20 protein-coding genes and 4 pseudogenes are annotated in these 20698 nt (G+C 36.6%); 4 read left to right on the forward strand and 20 right to left on the reverse strand.

Translation table 11 applies throughout. From position 1 onward, the window contains the following. Nucleotides 1–142: 142 nt before the first annotated feature. The 3 genes and pseudogenes from Q9306_RS09100 to Q9306_RS09110 form a co-directional block, all read right to left on the reverse strand. Nucleotides 143–358: pseudogene (locus Q9306_RS09100) on the reverse strand (IS4 family transposase); the annotation flags it as partial. Then, entirely contained in the window at nucleotides 342–872 is a 531-nt protein-coding gene (locus tag Q9306_RS09105) for an HD domain-containing protein (RefSeq protein WP_306197559.1), read from the reverse strand. The gene Q9306_RS09105 and the pseudogene Q9306_RS09100, both read right to left, overlap by 17 nt. A 36-nt stretch (nucleotides 873–908) precedes the next feature. Then, on the reverse strand, nucleotides 909–1715 hold the full coding sequence (locus tag Q9306_RS09110; RefSeq protein ID WP_306197466.1) for an HAD family hydrolase: 807 nt from the start codon (nucleotides 1713–1715) through the stop codon (nucleotides 909–911). A 225-nt stretch (nucleotides 1716–1940) separates the two neighbouring features. Between Q9306_RS09110 and Q9306_RS09115 the strand changes: the two genes are divergently transcribed. Beyond that, on the forward strand, nucleotides 1941–2666 hold the full coding sequence (locus tag Q9306_RS09115; protein WP_306197469.1) for an MBL fold metallo-hydrolase: 726 nt from the start codon (nucleotides 1941–1943) through the stop codon (nucleotides 2664–2666). 149 nt (nucleotides 2667–2815) lie between these two features. Here the strand turns inward: Q9306_RS09115 and Q9306_RS09120 are convergent. From Q9306_RS09120 to Q9306_RS09155, 8 genes and pseudogenes are all read right to left on the reverse strand, one after another. Next, nucleotides 2816–3049, reverse strand: a pseudogene (locus Q9306_RS09120) (LysE family translocator); the annotation flags it as partial. Beyond that, a pseudogene (locus tag Q9306_RS09125) lies at nucleotides 3030–3125 on the reverse strand (damage-inducible protein DinB); the annotation flags it as partial. The pseudogenes Q9306_RS09125 and Q9306_RS09120, both read right to left, overlap by 20 nt. Before the next feature lie 129 nt (nucleotides 3126–3254). Next, nucleotides 3255–3731, reverse strand: a complete 477-nt coding sequence (locus tag Q9306_RS09130; RefSeq protein WP_306197471.1) for a CBO0543 family protein — start codon at nucleotides 3729–3731, stop codon at nucleotides 3255–3257. Further along, nucleotides 3628–4818, reverse strand: coding sequence for a DUF2515 family protein (locus tag Q9306_RS09135; protein ID WP_306197473.1), 1191 nt, complete (start codon nucleotides 4816–4818; stop codon nucleotides 3628–3630). The genes Q9306_RS09130 and Q9306_RS09135 overlap by 104 nt, the downstream gene beginning before the upstream one ends. A 332-nt stretch (nucleotides 4819–5150) precedes the next feature. Further along, a complete protein-coding gene (locus Q9306_RS09140) occupies nucleotides 5151–5900 on the reverse strand; it encodes an ABC transporter permease (protein ID WP_306197475.1) in 750 nt (249 codons plus the stop codon). After that, the gene (locus Q9306_RS09145; protein ID WP_306197476.1) at nucleotides 5901–6662 is read right to left on the reverse strand and encodes an ABC transporter ATP-binding protein; all 762 of its coding nucleotides are present in this window, start codon (nucleotides 6660–6662) and stop codon (nucleotides 5901–5903) included. A 171-nt stretch (nucleotides 6663–6833) separates the two neighbouring features. After that, nucleotides 6834–7175: a DUF1048 domain-containing protein gene (locus tag Q9306_RS09150; protein WP_306197478.1), complete on the reverse strand. Its 342-nt coding sequence runs from the start codon at nucleotides 7173–7175 to the stop codon at nucleotides 6834–6836. Nucleotides 7176–7246: 71 nt separating this feature from the next. After that, nucleotides 7247–7567, reverse strand: coding sequence for a PadR family transcriptional regulator (locus Q9306_RS09155; protein ID WP_017151750.1), 321 nt, complete (start codon nucleotides 7565–7567; stop codon nucleotides 7247–7249). Between the two features lie 1200 nt (nucleotides 7568–8767). Here Q9306_RS09155 and ppsA point away from each other — a divergent pair. Both ppsA and Q9306_RS09165 read left to right on the forward strand, forming a co-directional pair. Next, a complete protein-coding gene (gene ppsA / locus Q9306_RS09160; RefSeq protein ID WP_306197481.1) occupies nucleotides 8768–11383 on the forward strand; it encodes a phosphoenolpyruvate synthase in 2616 nt (871 codons plus the stop codon). A 104-nt stretch (nucleotides 11384–11487) separates the two neighbouring features. Beyond that, nucleotides 11488–11853, forward strand: a pseudogene (locus tag Q9306_RS09165) (hypothetical protein); the annotation flags it as partial. Here the strand turns inward: Q9306_RS09165 and Q9306_RS09170 are convergent. From Q9306_RS09170 to Q9306_RS09200, 7 genes are all read right to left on the reverse strand, one after another. Then, nucleotides 11783–12349 carry a GNAT family N-acetyltransferase gene (locus Q9306_RS09170; protein ID WP_306197483.1) on the reverse strand — a complete coding sequence of 189 codons (567 nt, stop codon included), beginning with the start codon at nucleotides 12347–12349 and terminating at the stop codon, nucleotides 11783–11785. The pseudogene Q9306_RS09165 and the gene Q9306_RS09170 sit on opposite strands and share 71 nt — an antisense overlap. 24 nt (nucleotides 12350–12373) lie before the next feature. After that, nucleotides 12374–13219, reverse strand: a complete 846-nt coding sequence (locus Q9306_RS09175; protein WP_306197484.1) for a PP2C family serine/threonine-protein phosphatase — start codon at nucleotides 13217–13219, stop codon at nucleotides 12374–12376. After that, a complete protein-coding gene (locus tag Q9306_RS09180; RefSeq protein WP_306197487.1) occupies nucleotides 13197–13667 on the reverse strand; it encodes an HIT family protein in 471 nt (156 codons plus the stop codon). Before Q9306_RS09180 ends, Q9306_RS09175 begins: the two co-directional genes overlap by 23 nt. Nucleotides 13668–13754: 87 nt before the next feature. Then, nucleotides 13755–14117, reverse strand: a complete 363-nt coding sequence (locus Q9306_RS09185; RefSeq protein ID WP_306197488.1) for an NIPSNAP family protein — start codon at nucleotides 14115–14117, stop codon at nucleotides 13755–13757. Nucleotides 14118–14152: 35 nt separating this feature from the next. Beyond that, nucleotides 14153–15205, reverse strand: a complete 1053-nt coding sequence (locus tag Q9306_RS09190; protein ID WP_306197490.1) for a P1 family peptidase — start codon at nucleotides 15203–15205, stop codon at nucleotides 14153–14155. 149 nt (nucleotides 15206–15354) lie between these two features. After that, nucleotides 15355–15930: an ATP-dependent Clp endopeptidase proteolytic subunit ClpP gene (clpP, locus tag Q9306_RS09195; RefSeq protein WP_306197492.1), complete on the reverse strand. Its 576-nt coding sequence runs from the start codon at nucleotides 15928–15930 to the stop codon at nucleotides 15355–15357. Nucleotides 15931–15954: 24 nt separating this feature from the next. Beyond that, nucleotides 15955–16647, reverse strand: coding sequence for an RNA polymerase subunit sigma-70 (locus tag Q9306_RS09200; RefSeq protein WP_371932364.1), 693 nt, complete (start codon nucleotides 16645–16647; stop codon nucleotides 15955–15957). 181 nt (nucleotides 16648–16828) lie between these two features. Between Q9306_RS09200 and Q9306_RS09205 the strand changes: the two genes are divergently transcribed. Then, complete coding sequence (locus tag Q9306_RS09205; protein ID WP_306197494.1) at nucleotides 16829–17149, forward strand: 2Fe-2S iron-sulfur cluster-binding protein; 321 nt, start codon at nucleotides 16829–16831, stop codon at nucleotides 17147–17149. Between the two features lie 119 nt (nucleotides 17150–17268). On the opposite strand, the gene Q9306_RS09210 is transcribed toward Q9306_RS09205, so the two are convergent. After that, nucleotides 17269–19377 (reverse strand): HelD family protein, encoded by a 2109-nt coding sequence (locus Q9306_RS09210; protein WP_306197496.1) that lies wholly within the window; start codon nucleotides 19375–19377, stop codon nucleotides 17269–17271. 300 nt (nucleotides 19378–19677) lie between these two features. Continuing rightward, on the reverse strand, nucleotides 19678–20664 hold the full coding sequence (locus Q9306_RS09215; RefSeq protein ID WP_306197498.1) for an LLM class flavin-dependent oxidoreductase: 987 nt from the start codon (nucleotides 20662–20664) through the stop codon (nucleotides 19678–19680). Between the last annotated feature and the right edge of the window lie 34 nt (nucleotides 20665–20698).

Here is a 20698-nt window from a genome sequence, read left to right on the forward strand (position 1 = left end):
CTAGCGTCACATAATTAAGTTTTGAATTTTCTGTTTTTACCCTTCCCTTTATTAGAAGAAAAACATAGACACTTTAACAGGGGTAGTAAACATCCATTTTTTTCTATAACCTTTAGCGAGTGTAACAGAGACATGAAAAGCTTTATGGAACACTTTTTCCTTGGATTTTACGTTGCCAAATGTGTGCTGGTTTCCATAATGATGCTTTTAAAAAACGACTGATTTGCAAATAGGTTCGTTTACTTTGCGAAAACAGCTCAGCTAACACATTTAAATAGTACACAATCATCGCAATATATACTTGATTGTGCACAGCTTGTTCGCTCTGACCGTAAAACTTCTTAATGTTCAAATGTCTTATTTTGTTCTGTCCAAATTTCATTATATTTAATAATTTGATCCGAGGTTACTTTATTTTCTCTCCATACCTCACCATTTGTATGTACATTTTGTGTAAACGCCTGCATTTTATCTATCGCCTGAACAAACCGCGCTTTCTTCGTTTCGTTTGCTTCATATTCATTCCAAAGTTCGTGAAATTCAAGTTCTAACTCATTTGGTAACTCATTTAACAACTTTTGGATCGCTTCCTCTTCTCGTTGTTTCTTATTTATTCTAGCAAAAGAATCATGTGCATAGGTATCACCGGCATATATTTCACCAAGATCGTGTATTAATATTAATTTTAAAGCTCTTTCTAAATTAATCTTCTCTCCTATTTCTTTATATAACAAAAGAGCAAACATACACATATGCCATGTATGTTCTGCATTATTTTCATGACGACTACTATGAGAAACTTTAGTTTTTCTTTCAATCAATTTAAACTTATCTATTATCCGTAAAAACTCTATAATTTGTTCAATTCTCATTTCCACATTTGCTAATTCCCTTCTTCAACTACATTTTTAACCAACACTAACCGTACGAATTAACTTCTCTAACACTTCCGCGACACCATCTTCATCATTAGATTTTGTAACGAAATGCGCAATTTCTTTTAATTCACTGATTGCATTTTCCATAGCAACCGGAAAACCACACGCTTGAAAGAGATCTAAATCGTTCCAATCATCACCAAATGCCATTATACTGCTCATAGATATTTGGCTTTCAACGCAAAGGTCCATTATAGCTAGTTTTTTAGAAACACCTTTAGCCATAATTTGAATTAAAGTTCCCGAGTCGGTACATACAGTGTTTACTTTATGTTCAAATTGTTTGTGTAATTTCTCGTAATACGGATATTGTGTGATTAATAATTTTGAAGCCTTAATTTCTTTCAATTCATCTAATGAAACTACAACTGGATTTACAATTGCATTCATAGCTTTACTATAATCTAACGTCTTGTTGCTATACCACGTATCTTCAGATTCGATAGAAAGACAAGCATCTGAATGATGAGTAATTACATATTCAAAAATTTCATCTGTAATAGCTGATTCAATCGGATAATGTTGTTTGTACTCTGATGTGTTATCAATGATTAATGCGCCGTTGTAATACACAAACGCCGCCATGTCTTGAAGTTCCTGTGGAAGAAAGGCTTTTACTGAGCGCGGGGGTCTTGCTGTCGCAAAAATAACAGTTATTCCGTTTCTATAACATTCACGGATAGCTTGTAAGTTTCTTTTCGATACTTCTTTTTGTGAATTTAATAACGTACCATCTAAGTCTAAAACAATTCCTTTAACATTTGATATAAGATCCATGTGAACATCTCCTTATCTGAAAATATCTTTTTCTTATTCTAGATATGGTTTGGAAATCCTCTTTGTTTAAAATTAGTAATTAAAACAATTAAAAACTTGGCAAAAAATATTATTTATGTTATGATTAATTATTTGTTCATTTAACAATGACGTGAAGCGTGGTAAATTATCATAGTGTAGTAGTTAATTACTAAACAAACACACTTCCTAAGGAGGGCTTAATCAATGAAGGTTTCAAATGGAGTTGCGACACTTGAATTAAAAATACAAGGTTTCATCTTACATCCTACCCTTATCTGGGATGATGAGGAAGCTGTTTTGATTGATGCGGGCATGCCCGGTCAGTTGGAACAAATACGTACTTTGATGAATGATTTAGGGGTTCCCTTTGAGAAATTAAAGGCAGTCATTGTATCACATCAAGATATAGACCATATCGGAAGCCTTCCAGAAGTAGTAGATGCATCTACTACTAAAATTAATGTGTATGCACACAAGCTTGATAAACCATATATCGAGGGGAAATTCCCGCTTATAAAAACAGATCCTGAACGTATGAGTAAAGAAGCATGGGCATCTCTTCCTAAAGAAATGAAATTGTTATATACGAACCCTCCCAACTGTAAAGTCAATCAAACTTTAGAAAATGGACAAGAACTTCCGTATTGCGGAGGCATTCAAGTACTCCATACACCTGGACATACTCCAGGACATGTTAGCCTTTATGTAAAGAAAAGCAAAACTCTTGTTGCTGGCGATGCTTTGATATGTGTAGATGGTTCTTTACAAGGACCTGTCGAGAGAACAACGTTAGACATGAAGGAGGCTCTTACTTCTTTAAATAAATATTTAGATTTTGATATCAAATCCGTCATTTGTTATCACGGAGGCATTTGTATGAATGCTCCCAAAAAACAAATTCAAAATCTTGTAGAAAGAGTTAAGTTATAAAACTCGATAATTATGGATTCAATACGTGACTTATTATAAATAAATGTTTTTGATACAATACTTTTCAAAGAAAAAGCCTCTTTAAGAATCAACTTAAGAGGCTTTCGTTTCCATTCTTCTAAAAGGGGGATTTTCTTTAAAATTTAAGTTTACTGAGGAGCTTTTGTTTGAAGCAGCTTCAACCCCATACCGATAAAAATCATCCCTGTTATTTTATTTAGCACCATTCCTACTTTTTCATTTCCTCTTAGTTTCTTTGTGACATAGGAAGAAAACTAAGCAATAAATAGACACCATAATAATCCAGTAATCGTAAACGTAAGTCCTAAAATAATAAAAGATATAGGACTAGAAGCTTTTGTATCTATAAATTGCGGGAGAAAGTGTTTTAAGATGATTAAAAATCCGTTGATTTGCCCATACATGATAGTTATATAGATTTTCTACATGATTAGCTATACAATCGCCCCCTGACCGTCACTTTTCTTACTATTCTTTATCTGAATAAATTATTCCTCATTTCAAAACAATACGACTTTCTTATTAACAGTAAATCTTTGTTTTAAACCAACAATAGTCATACATCTCTTATTGAAACCATCGATAAAACCTCCACATAAAAAGCAAGAAAATCAGGTATCCAAAAAAGGAGTAGGAATGATGCCATGCTTCGCTATGAACGAACCATCCTAGCTGCTCCGCAAATCGTTCAGAAATACTCATACAAAGTCCAATCGAAATGATAAATATGATTTTTGATAATGTAGGTAACATTTTCATGATCCACACAAAAAGAGCAGTGCAAATAGGTAATATGAATAACGTAAACGCAATATTGATTGTAAAAACTTGCGGGAAAGGTCTTGCTGGGAAGGCGTAGATTTGTTTACTGACAAACAATAAGTCTAAATATGTTCCGATTAAAGAAGAGAATATAATCGTAGCTACAATTACTTTATGGTCATTCCTCCCCTGTTTCTTCTCGGAGCAAGACATTTTTTTTGACCAAGATGGCAAGTTCAATTTTTTCAAGCGTTTTGCAGTATTCGTTATAAATCTTTCCATTTGTACTTTCTCCTTTATCGATTAAATAGTCCACAATACGCCAGTCTTCAAACCAGTCTTCGCTTTCCGCTTCTTCATGATTAAGATCTTTCCATGCGTATATGAATCGCGGGCTATATAAGCGATTCGCACCCTTTCTTAATTGACAGTTTTTTATTCGGCGCTTATAAAATGCACGAGAGAATGATTCGTTTACATCATAAAATAAATGTGGCCAGTAGTCTTTTCGTGAACCGGTATGTGGATGATCATGAGCCCAGTTTATTACTTTTTGTAAGATGTTCTCGCGGTGAAATAATAGTGAGTATAATCGTTTTCCGAGTAGAATTCGTTCATGGAGGGAGATGAAATGTTTGATTGTATCACCGAACAGCAGTGTTTTTTGTTTAGTCTCATCTTTATAGAATGGAAAAAGGATATGATTAAAGCGAAAAAAATCGTAAAGTTTAAATGCAATACTGTTCAATACCGTCTTTTTAAAATGTTCATTTTGAATAACCCTTTTTTCTAAATAGCTTTGTTCATTAATAACGGTGGCAATGGCTAATGTATAGCGGTCACCTGTACTCCAAAAATAGTTCCAAATTGTTTCCATAAATGTTGACACATGAAAAAAGGGTAGAAGATAGAATAAGTTTTTTTCTTTTTTTATACTTTGTTCGTACAGCAAAAACTGCGGAAATACATCCTGGAAGATTAACCAGTTACCTCGTTCTAAAAAAGAAAAGAAGGTGAGTTGATCTTTTTCTGACAATAATCTCGTATATAACTCCCCTTTCAAATCGGTCATATTCCAACCGCCATTACGCGATACCATATGTCCAAGCAATGCCCACTGTATTTCTGGATAGCGGAGGTAAAAACGATAATAAGCTTGCGTTCGCGTCACATTATTTTTGTTATGTTTTCTTGTTTGGTCATTGATTTGATGAATGAGCACCCTTTCTTCTTCTGTTAACTTCCATGTTTTAACGGGAAGTTGTTTGTTTTCACATTTTTTCATTAGTTCATTTTTTATATCCAAAAGAGAATGCGGCATTGTTTTGGAAAAGTCGTTCCATTTCTTTTTCCGATCACTGTAGTGCATTTCACTTCCTCCCGTTAACATGAATGTTCTTGTATCATTTTATTACGAACGCCTTGAATAAATGATGACTGTTTCATATCGCCATGAAGGGGTCACGTCACATCGCTATCAAGCTAAGAAAAAATTAATACCCCTAAAACAAAAAAACGCCATTCTTTCGAAAGAATGGCGTTCTTTCTGATTGTTGAATAACATGAAGGTGTTATATCGACAATCGTTACCCTGAGAACATGACAAATAAATAAAGCACAGAAAATTTTCCCGTGCTTTTTCAAACATATATTTTATTTCAGAAGATTTAGTTGCCACGAGACACCGAACCGATGGTGTATTCACCCTAACTGGCGTTTAAATGCTTTAATGGCAAAGAAGTAAGCGATGACCATGATGCCGACGCACCAAGCAAGCGCGATCCAGATACCGTTGCCAACAGATCCTTCATACAAGAGGGCACGAATCGCATTCACGATTGAAGTCACGGGCTGGTTCTCAGCGAACGCACGGACAATTTTAGGCATGGTTTCGGTGGGGACAAAGGCTGAACTGATAAACGGCAGGAATATCAGCGGGTACGAGTAGGCTGTTGCCCCTTCCATAGATCTCGCTGTCAATCCAGGAATGACCGCCAGCCATGTCAGCGCCAGCGTAAACAGCCCGAGTATTCCAGCTACCGCGAGCCAATCTAGGATATCAGCGCTGGAACGGAAGCCCATCAAGAGTGCGACGAGGATAACCACCACGATAGTAAGTGCATTGGAAACAAGTGAGGTCAATACGTGAGCCCACAATACCGACGAGCGCTTGATGGGCATGGTAATGAAACGCGCCATCAGCCCGCTCTTTACATCCGTAAACAGCCGGACGGAAGTGTAAGCGACGCCGGATGCAATAGCCATCAGCAAGATTCCCGGCAATAAATAATTGACGTAGTTGTCCGTTCCTGTCTCTATGGCACCTCCAAATACGTAGACAAACAGCAGCAGCATCATAATTGGCGTAATTGCCACTGTGATAATCGTATCCGGGCTGCGCATGATGTTGCGCATTAAACGCCCTAGTAATACCCCTGTTTTGCTTTTCATTTACATCTCCTCCTTTTTGCCGATGATCGCGAGGAAAATTTCCTCTAATGTTGGTTGCTTCTCGATGTATTCCACTTTCGCTGGTGGGAACATTTCTTTGAGTTCGGTAAGGGTACCGGTCGTGATGATTTTTCCGTCATGCAGGATGGCGATACGGTCTGCCAGTTGTTCAGCTTCCTCCAGGTACTGGGTTGTCAGCAAGATGGTTGTGCCGCCGCCGGCAAGCTCCTTGACGGTATCCCAGACTTCAATCCGCGCTTCGGGGTCAAGCCCTGTCGTCGGTTCGTCGAGAAAAATGACTGCTGGCGTCCCAATCAGGCTCATGGCGATGTCAAGCCGGCGCTTCATCCCGCCGGGATATTGGTCTGCCCGGCGGTTAGCCGCATCGGTCAGGCTGAATCTTGCAAGCAGATTGTCGGCGACTTGAGCGGGATTGGAAACTCCACGCAACTTAGCGATCATTATCAGGTTTTCCCGCCCAGTGAGCATGCCGTCTAAAGCTGCGAACTGCCCTGTCAGGCTGATGCTCTGGCGAACATGATCCGGTTGACGCTGGACGTCAAAGCCGCAAATACCTACTTCGCCGCCATCGGCCTTCATCAGCGTCGAGAGGATGTTGACCGTCGTCGTCTTGCCCGCTCCATTTGATCCCAGCAGTGCGAAAATTTCACCACGCCGCACCTCAAAATCCACCCCCTTTAAGACTTCCTTGTCTTTAAAAGATTTTTTTAACCCTTTTACAGAAATCACTGCACTGCTCATACTTTTTTCCTCCTTATAAAAAGCGCTTTGCGGAGCTAGATTACATATATTTCACTATTTAGTCTGACTGATAATCTGTATGACTTAGTACCAAGACGAAAAAATAACTGAATAGAGAGGGTGGCAATTCACATTTGTAACCAGCTATTCAGTCGGTATTATCTATTGAATTCATTTTTTTCCCAATCGATTCATGATACTCTGATTTAAATCTTCACGATACTTGGCAACATAGGTTTTAGCGTTTGCCACTAGTTCGTCGGCAAAGGACGCCACGTCGTCCCCGGTGATTTCCAGCACTTGTCTACCTTCCGCCGCACCGGCTTCGAACAAATCGATTAATTCATACTGTATGTGTAGCATATCCATCCCGTTGCCCGCTGAGAAATTCCACATGTAGTTTTGAATTTTCTTAAATACAAACTGGTAGTCCTCTGGCAAGGCTTCAACCCGTGCCATCATCATCTTGTATTCTTTTTTATCACCAATTATTTTTTTGAACATTTCCATCATGTTATTTTTCCTCCTTTTTTATAAAGCTGAACAAGATACTCCAAAAATATCGGACGGAATATCTTATGAAGCTAGATTGACTTTAAGACGTTAATTTTTGATGATACAAAATCCCATTTTTTCCAAAATAATTCAAGTTCCTGGCGGCCAGCCTCATTAAGTGAGTAAAACTTGCGGGGCGGGCCCATATCTGACGGTTTCTTTTCTATATTCACAAGTTTTTTCTTTTCTAATCGCACGAGGATGGTATAGACCGTCCCTTCCACGACTTCGGTAAACCCAAGCTCGTTCAGGTGGCGGGTAATCTCATAGCCATAGGTTTCATGGCGGCTGATGATTTCCAGCACACAACCTTCCAGCGAACCTTTCAGCATTTCAGTTAAATTTTCCATGTTCAGATCCTCCTCTACCTCCTTTATTCTGTCTGACTTATATTCAGTATAACAGAGTACTAAGGGGAATTTTTATTCAATAGCTTTTGAGAAAATACACTATTCAGTATTACTTATTACATGTATATCGTAACACTGAGTAGCAGGGGTGTCAAATGGATTTTCTAAATATTTTTAAAATCAGCTACCCCCATTAAATACAGCAGATTTTCTTTATGAAGCTTTTATTTCCTCCTATACTTCTTTCACAAAGATTACATCGCTTATCATTCCCATCCAGCAGCTGTACATGTAGGTTCCCGGTTTCTCTGGTGTGAAAATGATGAGATTTTCTCCTACTTGCTCCCTGGTTACAGCAACACTGATACTGGGCCAATATGCGTAATAGGTGGGAGTCCCGAAAATGCGGATTTACAACGCTAAGCAGATTTTAACGTTAAAAGTTAATGAATTCACAACGGTAAAACTTCTGACACAAGTCATATGAGACGCTATAACGCCTAATTTCATTGAAATCTAATTTTATATCAATAGGGTATACACCATTGATACAAGGCCTTTCTCCTTAACGTTGTAAATCCGCATAATCCTGACGCTATCCCCTTATTCCCTGCTCCTGTACTTATTAATACTCAGTACTGCTACATAATATTACTAAGTAGATAAAAATGTGAAATAATTTTATTCAAATTATGTATTTCCGCGAAAATGAAGAAAAAAATTCAACAAACCTATGCCTCACCTGCACATTTTACCGAAAAAGAGGTTCATAAGGTCATTCAAGCTTTAAAAGGGATCCGACCACACATCCATCAGCTTAAGAACAGAAACAAAGTAAATTTTCGTTCAACAATACCCTTAGCTTTAGCTAAGATTATCTGAGATACAGATAGTTCAAAAATTACTTTACCGGGGGGCACGTCACCAAAAGTAAAAAATCGTACATTATCAAGACTTAAATTGAAAAGATCCTAATAAAAAAAGGACAATACATATTTTATATGACTAATATGTATTGTCCTTTTTTTAATTAAAGATCCCTATTAGTGAAGTAAAACAGGCAACACCTATGTATTTTAGCTGTTTTTTGAACTCTTCCTAATTTAATTATAGCATTTTAAAAATGGTTAATATAGACTTTTTATTCTCATTTACTACTGCTAAAATCAATAAAACATTAATGGTTAGGAGAGATGTAGAATGAGTTCTTTGGTTCTCGGTTTTCAGGAAATGGAAAAAACGCAGCTTTTGCTCGTTGGCGGAAAAGGATTAAATTTAGGAGAATTATCAAAAATTAAAGGAATACAAGTACCAGAAGGATTTTGTGTTACAACAGTGGGATATCAAAAAGCAATCGAACAAAACGAAACGTATCATGCTTTGTTGGATCGACTAACAATACTAAAATTAGAAGATCGAGATCAAATTGGTGAAATCAGCAGGGAGATTCGAAAAGTCATTATGGAAGTAGAAATTCCTTCCGATGTTGTGAAAGCAGTTACTCACTATCTTTCCCAGTTTGGTGATGAACACGCTTATGCAGTGCGTTCTAGTGCGACTGCTGAAGATTTACCATTTGCCTCTTTTGCTGGTCAACAAGACACCTATTTAAATATCATCGGCAAAGAAGCAATCATGCAGCATATCAGCAAATGTTGGGCTTCCCTATTTACGGATCGAGCAGTAATCTACCGTATGCGAAATGGATTTGACCACAGTCAAGTTTATTTATCCGTTATCGTTCAAAGGATGGTTTTCCCACGGGCTTCAGGAATTTTATTTACCGCTGATCCGATTACCTCTAACCGAAATCTGCTATCAATCGATGCCAGTTTTGGACTTGGAGAAGCACTAGTCTCTGGCTTGGTATCTGCCGATTGTTATAAAGTAAAGGATGAGGAAATCGTCGATAAGATGATAGCAACCAAAAAATTGGCTATCTATGGACTAAAAGAAGGCGGAACAGGAGCGCGGCAGATCGATCCCGATCAGCAAAAGACTCAAACACTTACTGAACAACAAATTTTACAACTAGCACGCATAGGAAGACAGATCGAAGCTTATTTTGGTTGCCCACAAGATATCGAATGGTGTTTAGTTGATGATACATTTTATATTGTCCAGAGTCGTCCAATCACTACTTTATACCCCATCCCTGAAGCGAATGATCAAGAAAATCACGTCTATGTATCGGTTGGTCATCAACAAATGATGACCGATCCCATGAAACCACTAGGAATGTCTTTATTCCAGTTAACATCTTTTGGGCCCAGGTTTAAAGCTGGTGGAAGGTTATTTGTTGATATCACGCATAATCTGGCTTCGCCTATCAGCAGAAAAACGATAATAGATACATTAGGACAATCCGATCCACTCATAAAAGACGCACTCATGACTATAATAGAGCGTGGAGATTTTATAAAATCACTACCAAATGATAAAAATGAACAGAGTCCCAGTAAAAACAATAAAGGTATATCGTCTTCAGGTTTTCAAGAAAAAATCGAAAACGATCCAACAATCGTTTCTAATTTGATTAAGAGTAGTCAAATATCGATAGAAGAGTTAAAACAAAACATCCAAACGAAATCAGGATCAGATTTATTTGATTTTATTCTTGAAGATATCCAGAAATTAAAGAAGATTTTATTTGACCCACAAAGTTTGGGTATAATTATGGCTGCTATGGATGCTTCATTATGGATCAATGAAAAAATGAACAAGTGGTTAGATGAAAAAAACGTAGCAGATACGCTTTCTCAATCTGTACCAAACAATATTACTTCGAAAATGGGTCTGGCGCTATTGGATGTCGCAGATGTAATTCGTCCTTATCCGGAAGTAATTGATTATTTACAACATGTAAAAGATGATAACTTTTTGGATGAACTGGTTAAGTTTGATGGTGGACAGGAAACCCAAGATGCTATCTATGATTATCTCAGCAAATACGGCATGCGATGTACCGGAGAAATCGATATTACTAAAACTCGTTGGAGCGAAAACCCAACTACACTTGTCCCCATGATTCTTAGTAATATCAAAAATTTTGAGCCTAATGCTAGCAATCAGAAATTTGAGCAAGGGCGACAGGAAGCTTTAAAAAAAGAACAAGAGTTAATATATCGATTGAAACAATTACCGGATGGTGAACCAAAAGCCAAAGAAACAAAACGAATGATCGACCTAATCCGGAATTTCATCGGTTATCGTGAATACCCAAAATACGGCATGATTAATCGCTACTTCGTTTATAAGCAGGCTTTACTGAAAGAAGCCGAGCAACTCGTACAAGACGGCGTTATTCATAAAATTGAAGATATATACTACTTGACTTTTGAAGAACTTCACGAAGTTGTCCGTACAAATAAACTGGATTACCAGATTGTCAGTAAACGTAAAGGTGAGTACAAATTATATGAAAAACTAACACCTCCACGTGTTATCACGTCTGATGGTGAAATCATTGCGGGTAAGTACAAACGAGAAAATCTCCCAGCAGAAGCGATTGTAGGTCTACCCGTTTCTTCCGGAGTGATAGAGGGGCGAGCACGTGTCATCTTAAACATGGAAGATGCGGATTTAGAAGATGGAGATATATTAGTCACCTCCTTTACTGACCCTGGCTGGACACCATTATTTATATCCATAAAAGGTCTAGTTACCGAAGTTGGTGGACTGATGACCCATGGAGCAGTTATCGCACGAGAATATGGCTTACCAGCAGTTGTCGGAGTGGAGAATGCTACCAAACTGATAAAAGATGGGCAACGAATTCGCGTGCATGGAACAGAAGGGTATATCGAAATGATGTAATTGCCGAATACTTTAAAAATGGCGCTATTAAGAAACAATCGGAATATATACAAATCAATGTAAAACAGATTTCGAAACAACTACATCCCGGAGAAACATTTGAATTAAAACAGGAGCGATTAGAGTGCCAGTTATACGGAAAGCTAATCGCTATTTTCCTGTGCTCGTCTACGATGTTTAAAATGCGTTAACTTCTTTAAAAAAAGAAAAGAGAATTAAGTGAATATAAGGCAATTGGAATGATTCAAGATTATTTATATCTGTTGTACCAAGCTATACAACAAAACACCCACGAAATAACAAAGATTCTAATTCTTCTGTTCCATCTCCTACAGAAGAATGGACGAAAATCTCATCGATACGAGAAGAAAACAGTCTTTGATATTATATTTGTCTTTATCATTTATAATCCTCTTGAAGAACACTATATATTTCTAAATCAACAATTCCCTTCCCAGACCATAATGTAGCCTGTCTTAATAATCCTTCTTTCATGAATCCGTTCTTTAAAAGCACCTTCTTTGATATATCATTTGCTGGCATTACTTCGGCTTGGATTCGATTTATATGGACATCCTCAAATAAAAATTTCACAACTGTTTGAACCGCCTCAGACGCAATGCCTTTCCCCCAGTATTCTTCCGCTAAAAAGTATCCGATTGTGGCCATATTTACCTTGCGATTAAAATCCAATGCTTCAACAATTCCAACTAATATATCGCTTTTATTCTTTTGAAAAATTCCCCATTTGATTCTACTCTGCTTGTCATAGTCTCTCTCAAAGTGTTGAATCATTTTACTTACCGTTTTTATATTATGCTTCGGTATAATTCCGCAGTATTCAAATACTTTATCGTTATTATAGATGGCATATAGTTCCTGTAAATGAACCTCTTCAATTTTCTTCAATACTAAATTTTGAGATTCTAAAACTGGAAATTCTTCAAAAACCATTTCTAGATCCATGTTACTCTCCTTCTTTATAAGTATTTAGCTTTCCTTTTGAAATAATTGATCGTTTGGATAAGTAGATGGTAAAGAATTGATATAATCCCAGCTTACAATAGTCGCACTATCTCTTCCATGCTGCTCATGTACATGTTGTAATATCTTTTCAACACAATCCGTTAGTTGTATACTCTCTTTATCTGCATAGAGATCAGTATATAAGTTATTTGGTTTTTCGTAATATTGTTCCCCGCATTCTAATACACCATCTGTCACCATTACAACACGATTATGTCCTGTACGCAATTCTCGAACTCCAGATGAATAACAAGGAACTGGTAATGAAAATGTATTGATAAAACCAATCCATTCATAGAAGTTTCGTTGGTTCAAAGTGTACTGACCTAATTTATGTAGTTCGTCATGCAGAAGATATACTAAACAATCCCCAACGGATAACCACCAGAGATAATTTGCTTTTCGTACACAAATTAAACAAGCCGTCTCTCCTTTTATTCGCTGACAAGATTGTCGAAATGATTCAGATTGAAAAATCGATAATATATGTTTTTCCACAGATTTAAACACCGTTTCTATTGGTTCATCTAACAAGACTTTTAGATTAGAAAACTCATTTTGCATTGTTTGTACTAATAATGCTGTACTTTCCGCGCTATAATGAGCATCTAAAATCATAGCGAGTTCCCAATCATCATGGGCCCATACTAATGCTCCGTCTTCGTTCTTTTTGGCACCAGCAATTTTGTTTCCGCCATATCTCCCGATGATTACATCGCCGCATTGATCAATTTTTATTTGATCGATACACATCTCTTCATTCCCTATCCATGAAAACTGCAGAGGTTTATCCGTTATATTCATATTCATTCACCAAATACATTTTAATCCTTTCACATAATTGTTCGATTTCTTTTTCTCTTCCTAGAGGCGCTTCAGGCCAAGTTGCAATTTTTGTTGGAGACCAATATTCTTTTGGAGTGTTCGGATATCGCGGAATAAGATGCATATGCATATGTGGTACACCATTTCCAGATACAAATGCATAAATATGTTCCGCACCTTCGCATTCTTTTAAAGCCCGGCTCACCCTACTAACAATGAGCCCGAATGCTTGCGCTTCTTTTTCATTTAATTCCGCTAATCCTGGTGTATGTCTTTTCGTATCGATCATCAGATAGCCTAAATATGTTTCCTCCCCCTCCCAATACACATGTCCAACATAGACAAAGTCATCTTCGTAAATGACACCACCTGGCACAGATATACTTCCTTCATGTTTCTTACAAATAAAGCAATTTTGATCGTGAGAAAACATACATACTCCCCCTATTTGTATACTCATAAGAAAAATCGATCAAGTTTGAACGATCGTGCCTTTTTAATAAAAAAAGAATACTTAAAATTACTTATTCATATGTGATTTGGTTCCCGTTACAGTTGATTCTAAAGCTTCGTTTCTCATCTCCAATATATACTCCTTTAACACATGCTCTCTTCCGCCATGTTTTTCGTACCAATCATGAATCCGTTTAAGCTGAGCCTGATCACTTCTAATTTTGGATTCAATTTCTACATAATCTTCATAACTGTCATATTCCCATAAAGCAAAAACTTCAGTGGTGTCATCACCATTATCCTTCATCCATCGACCTACTAGCCGTGAACCATATTTTAGTTGATTCGGTAAGTTTGTTTCATTAAAATGCCTGTTAAAAATCTCGACAAACTCGCCTTTTACAATATAAAATTTTCTCCTATAAAACATAAAGTCCCCCTGTCTATGACAATACATTGTCCAATTTAAGATTTTAGGATTTCTACTAACCGCTCTAACGGCAACGCATGTACCTGTCTCCCTTTTTGTCCTGTTATCGTTTCTGCCATACACATAGAATTAACAATTGCTTCTTGGACAGATTCAAGCGCTGCTTCAAAAATAAAATCTAACTGTTCCGATGGAAACATATTAATAGGATAAGGTGTTTCATTATCGTAAGAATAGCAATTCCCAGTTGAAAAAGTTAGGAAGAAATCTCCGCTTCCTTCTTCTCCGATACCACCTAATTTAGCCATTGCTAACGATGCTCTTTTTGATATTCTTTCACATTGTGAAGGTAATAACGGTGCATCTGTAGCTACTGTAACGAGAAGAGAGCCTGCGTTTTCCGGAGTACTCCATGGTAATGGTACTTCCGTTTCATTTAAGATACTGCCAACTGGACTATGGTTAAGAACAAAATCTTCTCTTCTACCAAAATTGGTTTGTACAAGAGCGCCCACTGTATAAGTCCCTGATTCACATTCAATTACGCGAGAAGAAGTACCGATACCGCCTTTAAATTCAAAACAAATCATTCCAGTACCACCGCCGACATTTCCTTCTTCGATTCCGCCAGATTTGGCATAGGAAATCGCTTCTTCTAAATCCTCATATGTCATGGTTGTTTTTTCTAAATCACTTAACCATCCATCCCATGTCTCTGCAACTATTCCATTTGAGAAAGGCTCTAAATTTTCGATTCTTCTTGTAGCACGCGAAAGAAAATGATGTGCTAATCCAAGTAAATGGCTGCCAGTAAATACAATCGGAGTTACTAGAGTACCTGTTTCGTCAATCCAATGACTTCCTGTAAATTCACCCGTTCCATTAAAAGAGAAAAAGCCTGCTGGAAAATGCGATCCAGCTAGATTCCCATTGTTAGGCAAAATAACAGTAAGCCCTGAACAAACATCCTTATCTAAAATTGTTTTGTGACCGACGATAACACCTTCTACATCTGTAATTGCATTAAATGTTCCTGTCCTCAATTTTCCAATACGAATATCTAAATCTCTTAGTCTTTTTCTTTGCATTGTAAACTCCTTAAACAATATGTATTTTATATATTAATAACAAAGAATATATAATATTTTCATTTTATTCCATTAATTGAGAAAATTCAATTGTTTATCATTTAAAAAGAGGTTATTGAACAATTTGTTTCAATAACCTCTTTTCAACTTTAACCGATAATCCCATCTACAATGCCATATGTTTTCGCCTCTTCTGCGCTCATAAAGTAATCCCGTTCTGTATCTTTTGCTATTTTTCCGACTGGTTGCCCTGTTTTATCGGCAATGATTTGATTGATATGTTCTTTTAATTTCAAAATCCGTCTTGCTGAAATCTCAATTTCAGTTGCTTGCCCTTGCGTTCCGCCGAGCGGCTGATGAATCATAATTTCGCTATTTGGCAAAGCAAATCGCTTTCCTTCTGCTCCCGATAGTAACAATAATGCTCCGAACGAAGCTGCTAGACCGATACAAATGGTTTGCACATCCGGCTTAATATAATTCATCGTATCTAAAATAGCAAACCCCGCAGAAGTTGAACCGCCAGGACTATTAATATAAATAGATATGTCCTTCTCTGCATCTTCTGCCGTTAAGAATAATAACTGCGCTACAACACTACTGGCAACTTGATCATTAATTTCTTGCCCAATCATAATAATTCTATCCTTTAATAACCGAGAATAAATATCATATGACCGTTCACCAAGTTTCGTTTGTTCTATTACATAAGGAATCGCATTCATGAAAAATCCCTCCACCATTTTAGATTAAGCAGCACATGAGAAACAGTTGTAAGAAGATCTTTTGTGTAATAAAGGGAATGGGTGTTGTGAGATTTTTGAAAATTGTAGTGTTGGCATAAGTTTTACTAATAACTCTGGCCTTTGTTGCCGAATCGCTTTTACGAGTATTTCCATATTTTCTTCCGTGTCTTTTGAAATTACAAAACGTTCCTCTTCTTTTATCGTTTTCAGTTTGTTACGTGTTCGAAACAAGGAAGCTTTTATTGCTCCTTCTGACATAGAAGTAATAGTTGCAATATCAGCTAAGCTATATTCAAACACATCCTTTAATAAGAAAATAACAGTTTGCATTTCATTTAAACAAGAAAGCATCGTTTCGATTAAAGCATATAATTCAGCGACGTTTTCATGTGGTTCATAAGAAGCTTCTTTATTACTTTCTGTTTCATATGCTTTTGTCCTCATTTCATCTAGCCATTGATTGCGAGCTACTTTGTAGAGCAGTGTTAAACAAATACTTTGACTCCATTCCGTATCTGTATATTTTTTTAACACTTTACAGATCGTTTCTTGTGCGAGATCTTCTCCGTCCCATCTATTTTTCGTTAAAAATGTACAATAACGCTTTAATTCCGCATAATGTTTAATAATAAACGATCTATTTGATTGCTGAATTTCTGAAGTATGATGTAAAATCATCTTTCTTTTCGTATTCAAAGTGATCACTCCTTTTAAGCGCGCTTATTTAATAAACGATTCAATAAAGAAAAAAGTTACGGGAGTCATGAATTTTTTATAATAATTTTTTCATTTAGGAAATATTGTTGGTCTTATGTTTACCTTTTACAGGGTAAGGTGATAATTATGTTATTCATATTTTATAGAAGGAGAGTATAAAATGCCAAAAATAACTGTTCCAGGAAAAGGAACTTTTGAAGTGGATGCAGGAACAAAATTAGTGTTGGCTCTTGAAGATAATGGTGTGAATATCCTTCACCGCTGCGGCGGTAAAGCAAAATGTACAACTTGCCGCGTGGAAATTTTAGATGGTGATTTTTGTGAGCCTGGCAAGATTGAAAAATCTGTATTTGCGGAAAAAGGTATTGAAGATCACTTGCGTCTATCGTGTCAAGTATACGTAAATGAAGATATGACAGTTCGTCCTGTTTTAACAGTAGAAACATCAGGGATGGATGCTGGCCCAAGACCGGTTGAATAAACATACTATTCATGTTATTTTCGATACGAACAACTTATGAAAATAGCTATAACCCTAAAAGTACCAGTCAACATAGCGTACTTTCAGAGCTATAGCTTTTAAATTCATTTTCTTCTTAATTAATCATCTATCCTTTCTTCGTATAACTCTTTTGGAATTTGTTGAATTAAAGGTGAACATGTCCCCGAATAAAAAATCCATAAATCATGTAGGGAGCGAGTACACCCGACATATAACAATTTCGCATCTTGTTTTGTTTGTTTATAATGTGTTGCATCTACATCCATCAGTAATACTGCATCGAATTCTAATCCTTTCGCTAAATAAACAGGAACGACTGAAATACCACCTTCATATTTACTTTGATTCGCTTCTATAATATTTGCAGAAATACCAGCTTCAGTGAGTTTTTCATATATCTCACGGCATTCTTCCTCTGTACGTCCGATAATCGCAATCGTTTTTACACTTTGTTCTCGCAAAGTCTTTACAGTAGATAAAATGGATTGCAATTGATCATTTGTTGAAACAACTTTTATACTTTCACCGCTGCGAAATACTGGATTAGCAAGACCTACTGGAATATTTGCCGTTTGAATGACTTCATTTGCAAAATAAATAATTTCTTTTGTTGACCGATAACTTCTCGTTAATTCAAAGTACTGTGCATTGTGATCAAATACATCTTGAAACTGATTCCAATCGTCAATACCTTGATATTCATGAATCGCTTGTGATAAATCACCTAAAATAGTAAAAGAATTACCAAGTGTTATTTCTTTTAAAATGGAAAGTTGAAATGGTGAGAAATCTTGCGCTTCATCAATTACAACATGATGAAATTTCTGTCCAATCTTTATGCCCTCTAGATAGTGATGAATATAAATGAGCGGTGCTAAATCTTCTAGTGACACTTCTTTTTTTCGGCAGTTTTTTGCTGTTTCTTGTACGAGTTCAGCTGGCAACACACTTAAAATATCATCTTGTTTCATTAACATACTGTAAAAGGATAATGCAGTCATCTTCGACCAACACTTTAAATAACTGTTCAATCTTTGCGTTGCTTGTTTTTTAAGTTGCTTCTTTTTATTTGCGTCTGAAACCATCTTAAGTTCCATCTCAATCCAACGCTTCATACGAGCTACGATTCGCTCTCTTCGCTTTCCAACTGGATAGTGTTTATATTCTGTTTCAAACCATTGCTGAATTACCTTTCCTTGTAATACGGAACCATCCCAAGGTTCAAAATCTTTCGTTAGCACTATGCTTTTCTCGTAGTTGGACAAACTTTGCTTAATAAATAGTTGAAACTCAATTGATCCTTTTAATTTTCCAGCCATAATCTCATGCTTGTTTTTATGAATGGAGAACGCTTGTTGAAGTTGTTTATCAGTATTCTTTACAAAAACACTATTTTCTAAAGTATGTAATGCCCAGTCTTGAAACGTAGTTTGATAAATATCACCAACACCGAGCTCTGGTAACACACTGGAAATATAATCGAGAAATATACTGTTTGGTGCAAAAACAATCATTTTCTCAGCCTTGAGCTGCTCTTGATATTGATAAATTAAAAAGGCAAGACGATGCAGAGCAATCGTTGTTTTTCCGCTCCCTGCAACACCTTGAATAATAAGAGGAACATTTTTTTCAGCACGGATAATATCATTTTGTTCTGCTTGAATTGTTGAAACAATATCCTTTAATTTGTTATCTTTATTTTCCCCTAAACGATAGAGAAGAAAATCATCTGCTAGTGACAGATCCTCGCTTCCCCTTACATATGTATCTACAACACGTTCGAGTATTTGCTTCCTAACAGCAATGTTGCGTTTTAGGTAAACAACTCCTTCAACGATTCCTTCAGGAGAATCATAAAAAGCCGCATCTTCTCCTCCTGTAAATGAATAAAACATACTGGCAACAGGCGCCCGCCAATCAACAACGATTGGTTGCTGCGTTTCTTCATCAGAAGCACCAACTTTCCCAATATAAACAGGTGCTGGCTGCGCATGTCCCTCTTCTTGAAAATCTAATCGTCCAAAATAAGGTTCTTCACTGGCAATGCGAAGTCTTTGACGACTAGATTCTCGCATCGTTTCAAGCACTTGTTCTGTAAAATTTTCTCCGTGATAAACCGGGATACTCTCTAGTTTCTTCAATTGGTCATTAATTTTCGAAAGCGTACGATTTAATTTCTCTAACTCTAGTTCATAAATGTCACTCATTTTAGAATCCCCTCCCATTCGTCGGAATTTTCAGTCGAAGTTTAATTGTATTGAAAGTGAATCCTATAAGTCAAGTGGTTATAAAAAATTCACAAAAAAATCCACATGAAATTTCTAATCCATGCTGATGAAGAAAATTGTTCTTTTAGGTGCCTCCTTACATGTCCATCAACTAAAAAATAGGTAGCACCTATCACCATCAATCTAAGATTATAAAGTATCCCCAAAACAAATTTTTTCTCTCTATATTTATTTATGAGAATTAAATTCATTTTTTGGCTTTGAGGAACAATCAATTTTTCACTTACATGCAGGAATTACATACTTACCAAATAAGTCTAGGGATGAAAGTACTTTATGATGTTCTAATCCACCAAAATTCATTACTGCCATAAAATTCGTAACACCTATTTCCCTGTAGGACTGAATTTGTTTAATAACTTCATTAGGACTTCCTATTACTGGATTGAATTTATGTTTAAGATCTTCATATGAGATATTCGTCCCACGCGGAGTATTCATAAATAGTTGATAAGGATATTTTGCATTGGATTCAGCAAATGCATATGTTTCACCAACATGAACATGAAATGCAACAGGGATTTCCAACTCTTCTGGATTACCGTATCCTGACTTTAGATACGTATTCTTGTAAGTATCAATCAGCTTTGCTAATTCATCTCGTGATTTACTAAACCCAAGCCCCATGAACTTGTTTCCCATACTGGCAACATGACTAACACCTTTTTCACTAGAGGTTGCAATCCAGTGAGGCGGAAACGGAGCTTGTGTTGGCTGAACATTAAGCCTAAGGTCTTTGTATTGAAAAAATTTCCCTTGATGAGAAAAAAGCTTTCCTGACCATGCCTTACGTAACACTTCTAGAGACTCGTTAAAACGCTCAGTTTTGTCCTCCAATGAAATATTATAACCATCAAATTCCTTCTGTGCATATCCACTACCTAACCCCAAATCTAATCTTCCATTTGATAAAAGATCAACCATCGCATAATCTTCAGCAACTCGTATAGGGTTGTGTAATGGAAGTACTGAAACACCCACACCAAGACGAATTCTATTCGTCCTTTGAGATACCGCAGCGAGCAGAACTGCTGGAGAGGGATTAATGCCAAAATCTGAGAAATGATGTTCTGCAAACCATACCCCATCAAAATTCATTTCTTCAGCCCGAACGGCTTGCTCCAATACCTCATTATAGAATTGTCCAGGAGTTCGAGGAAGTTGATTGGGGTAATTATCAAATATTGTTAATGTGCTAAATTTCATTTCATATCGCTCCTGATAATTTTATTTAGTTTCT

Source organism: Bacillus multifaciens (genome assembly GCF_030756675.1).
Lineage (GTDB): Bacteria > Bacillota > Bacilli > Bacillales > Bacillaceae_G > Bacillus_A > Bacillus_A multifaciens.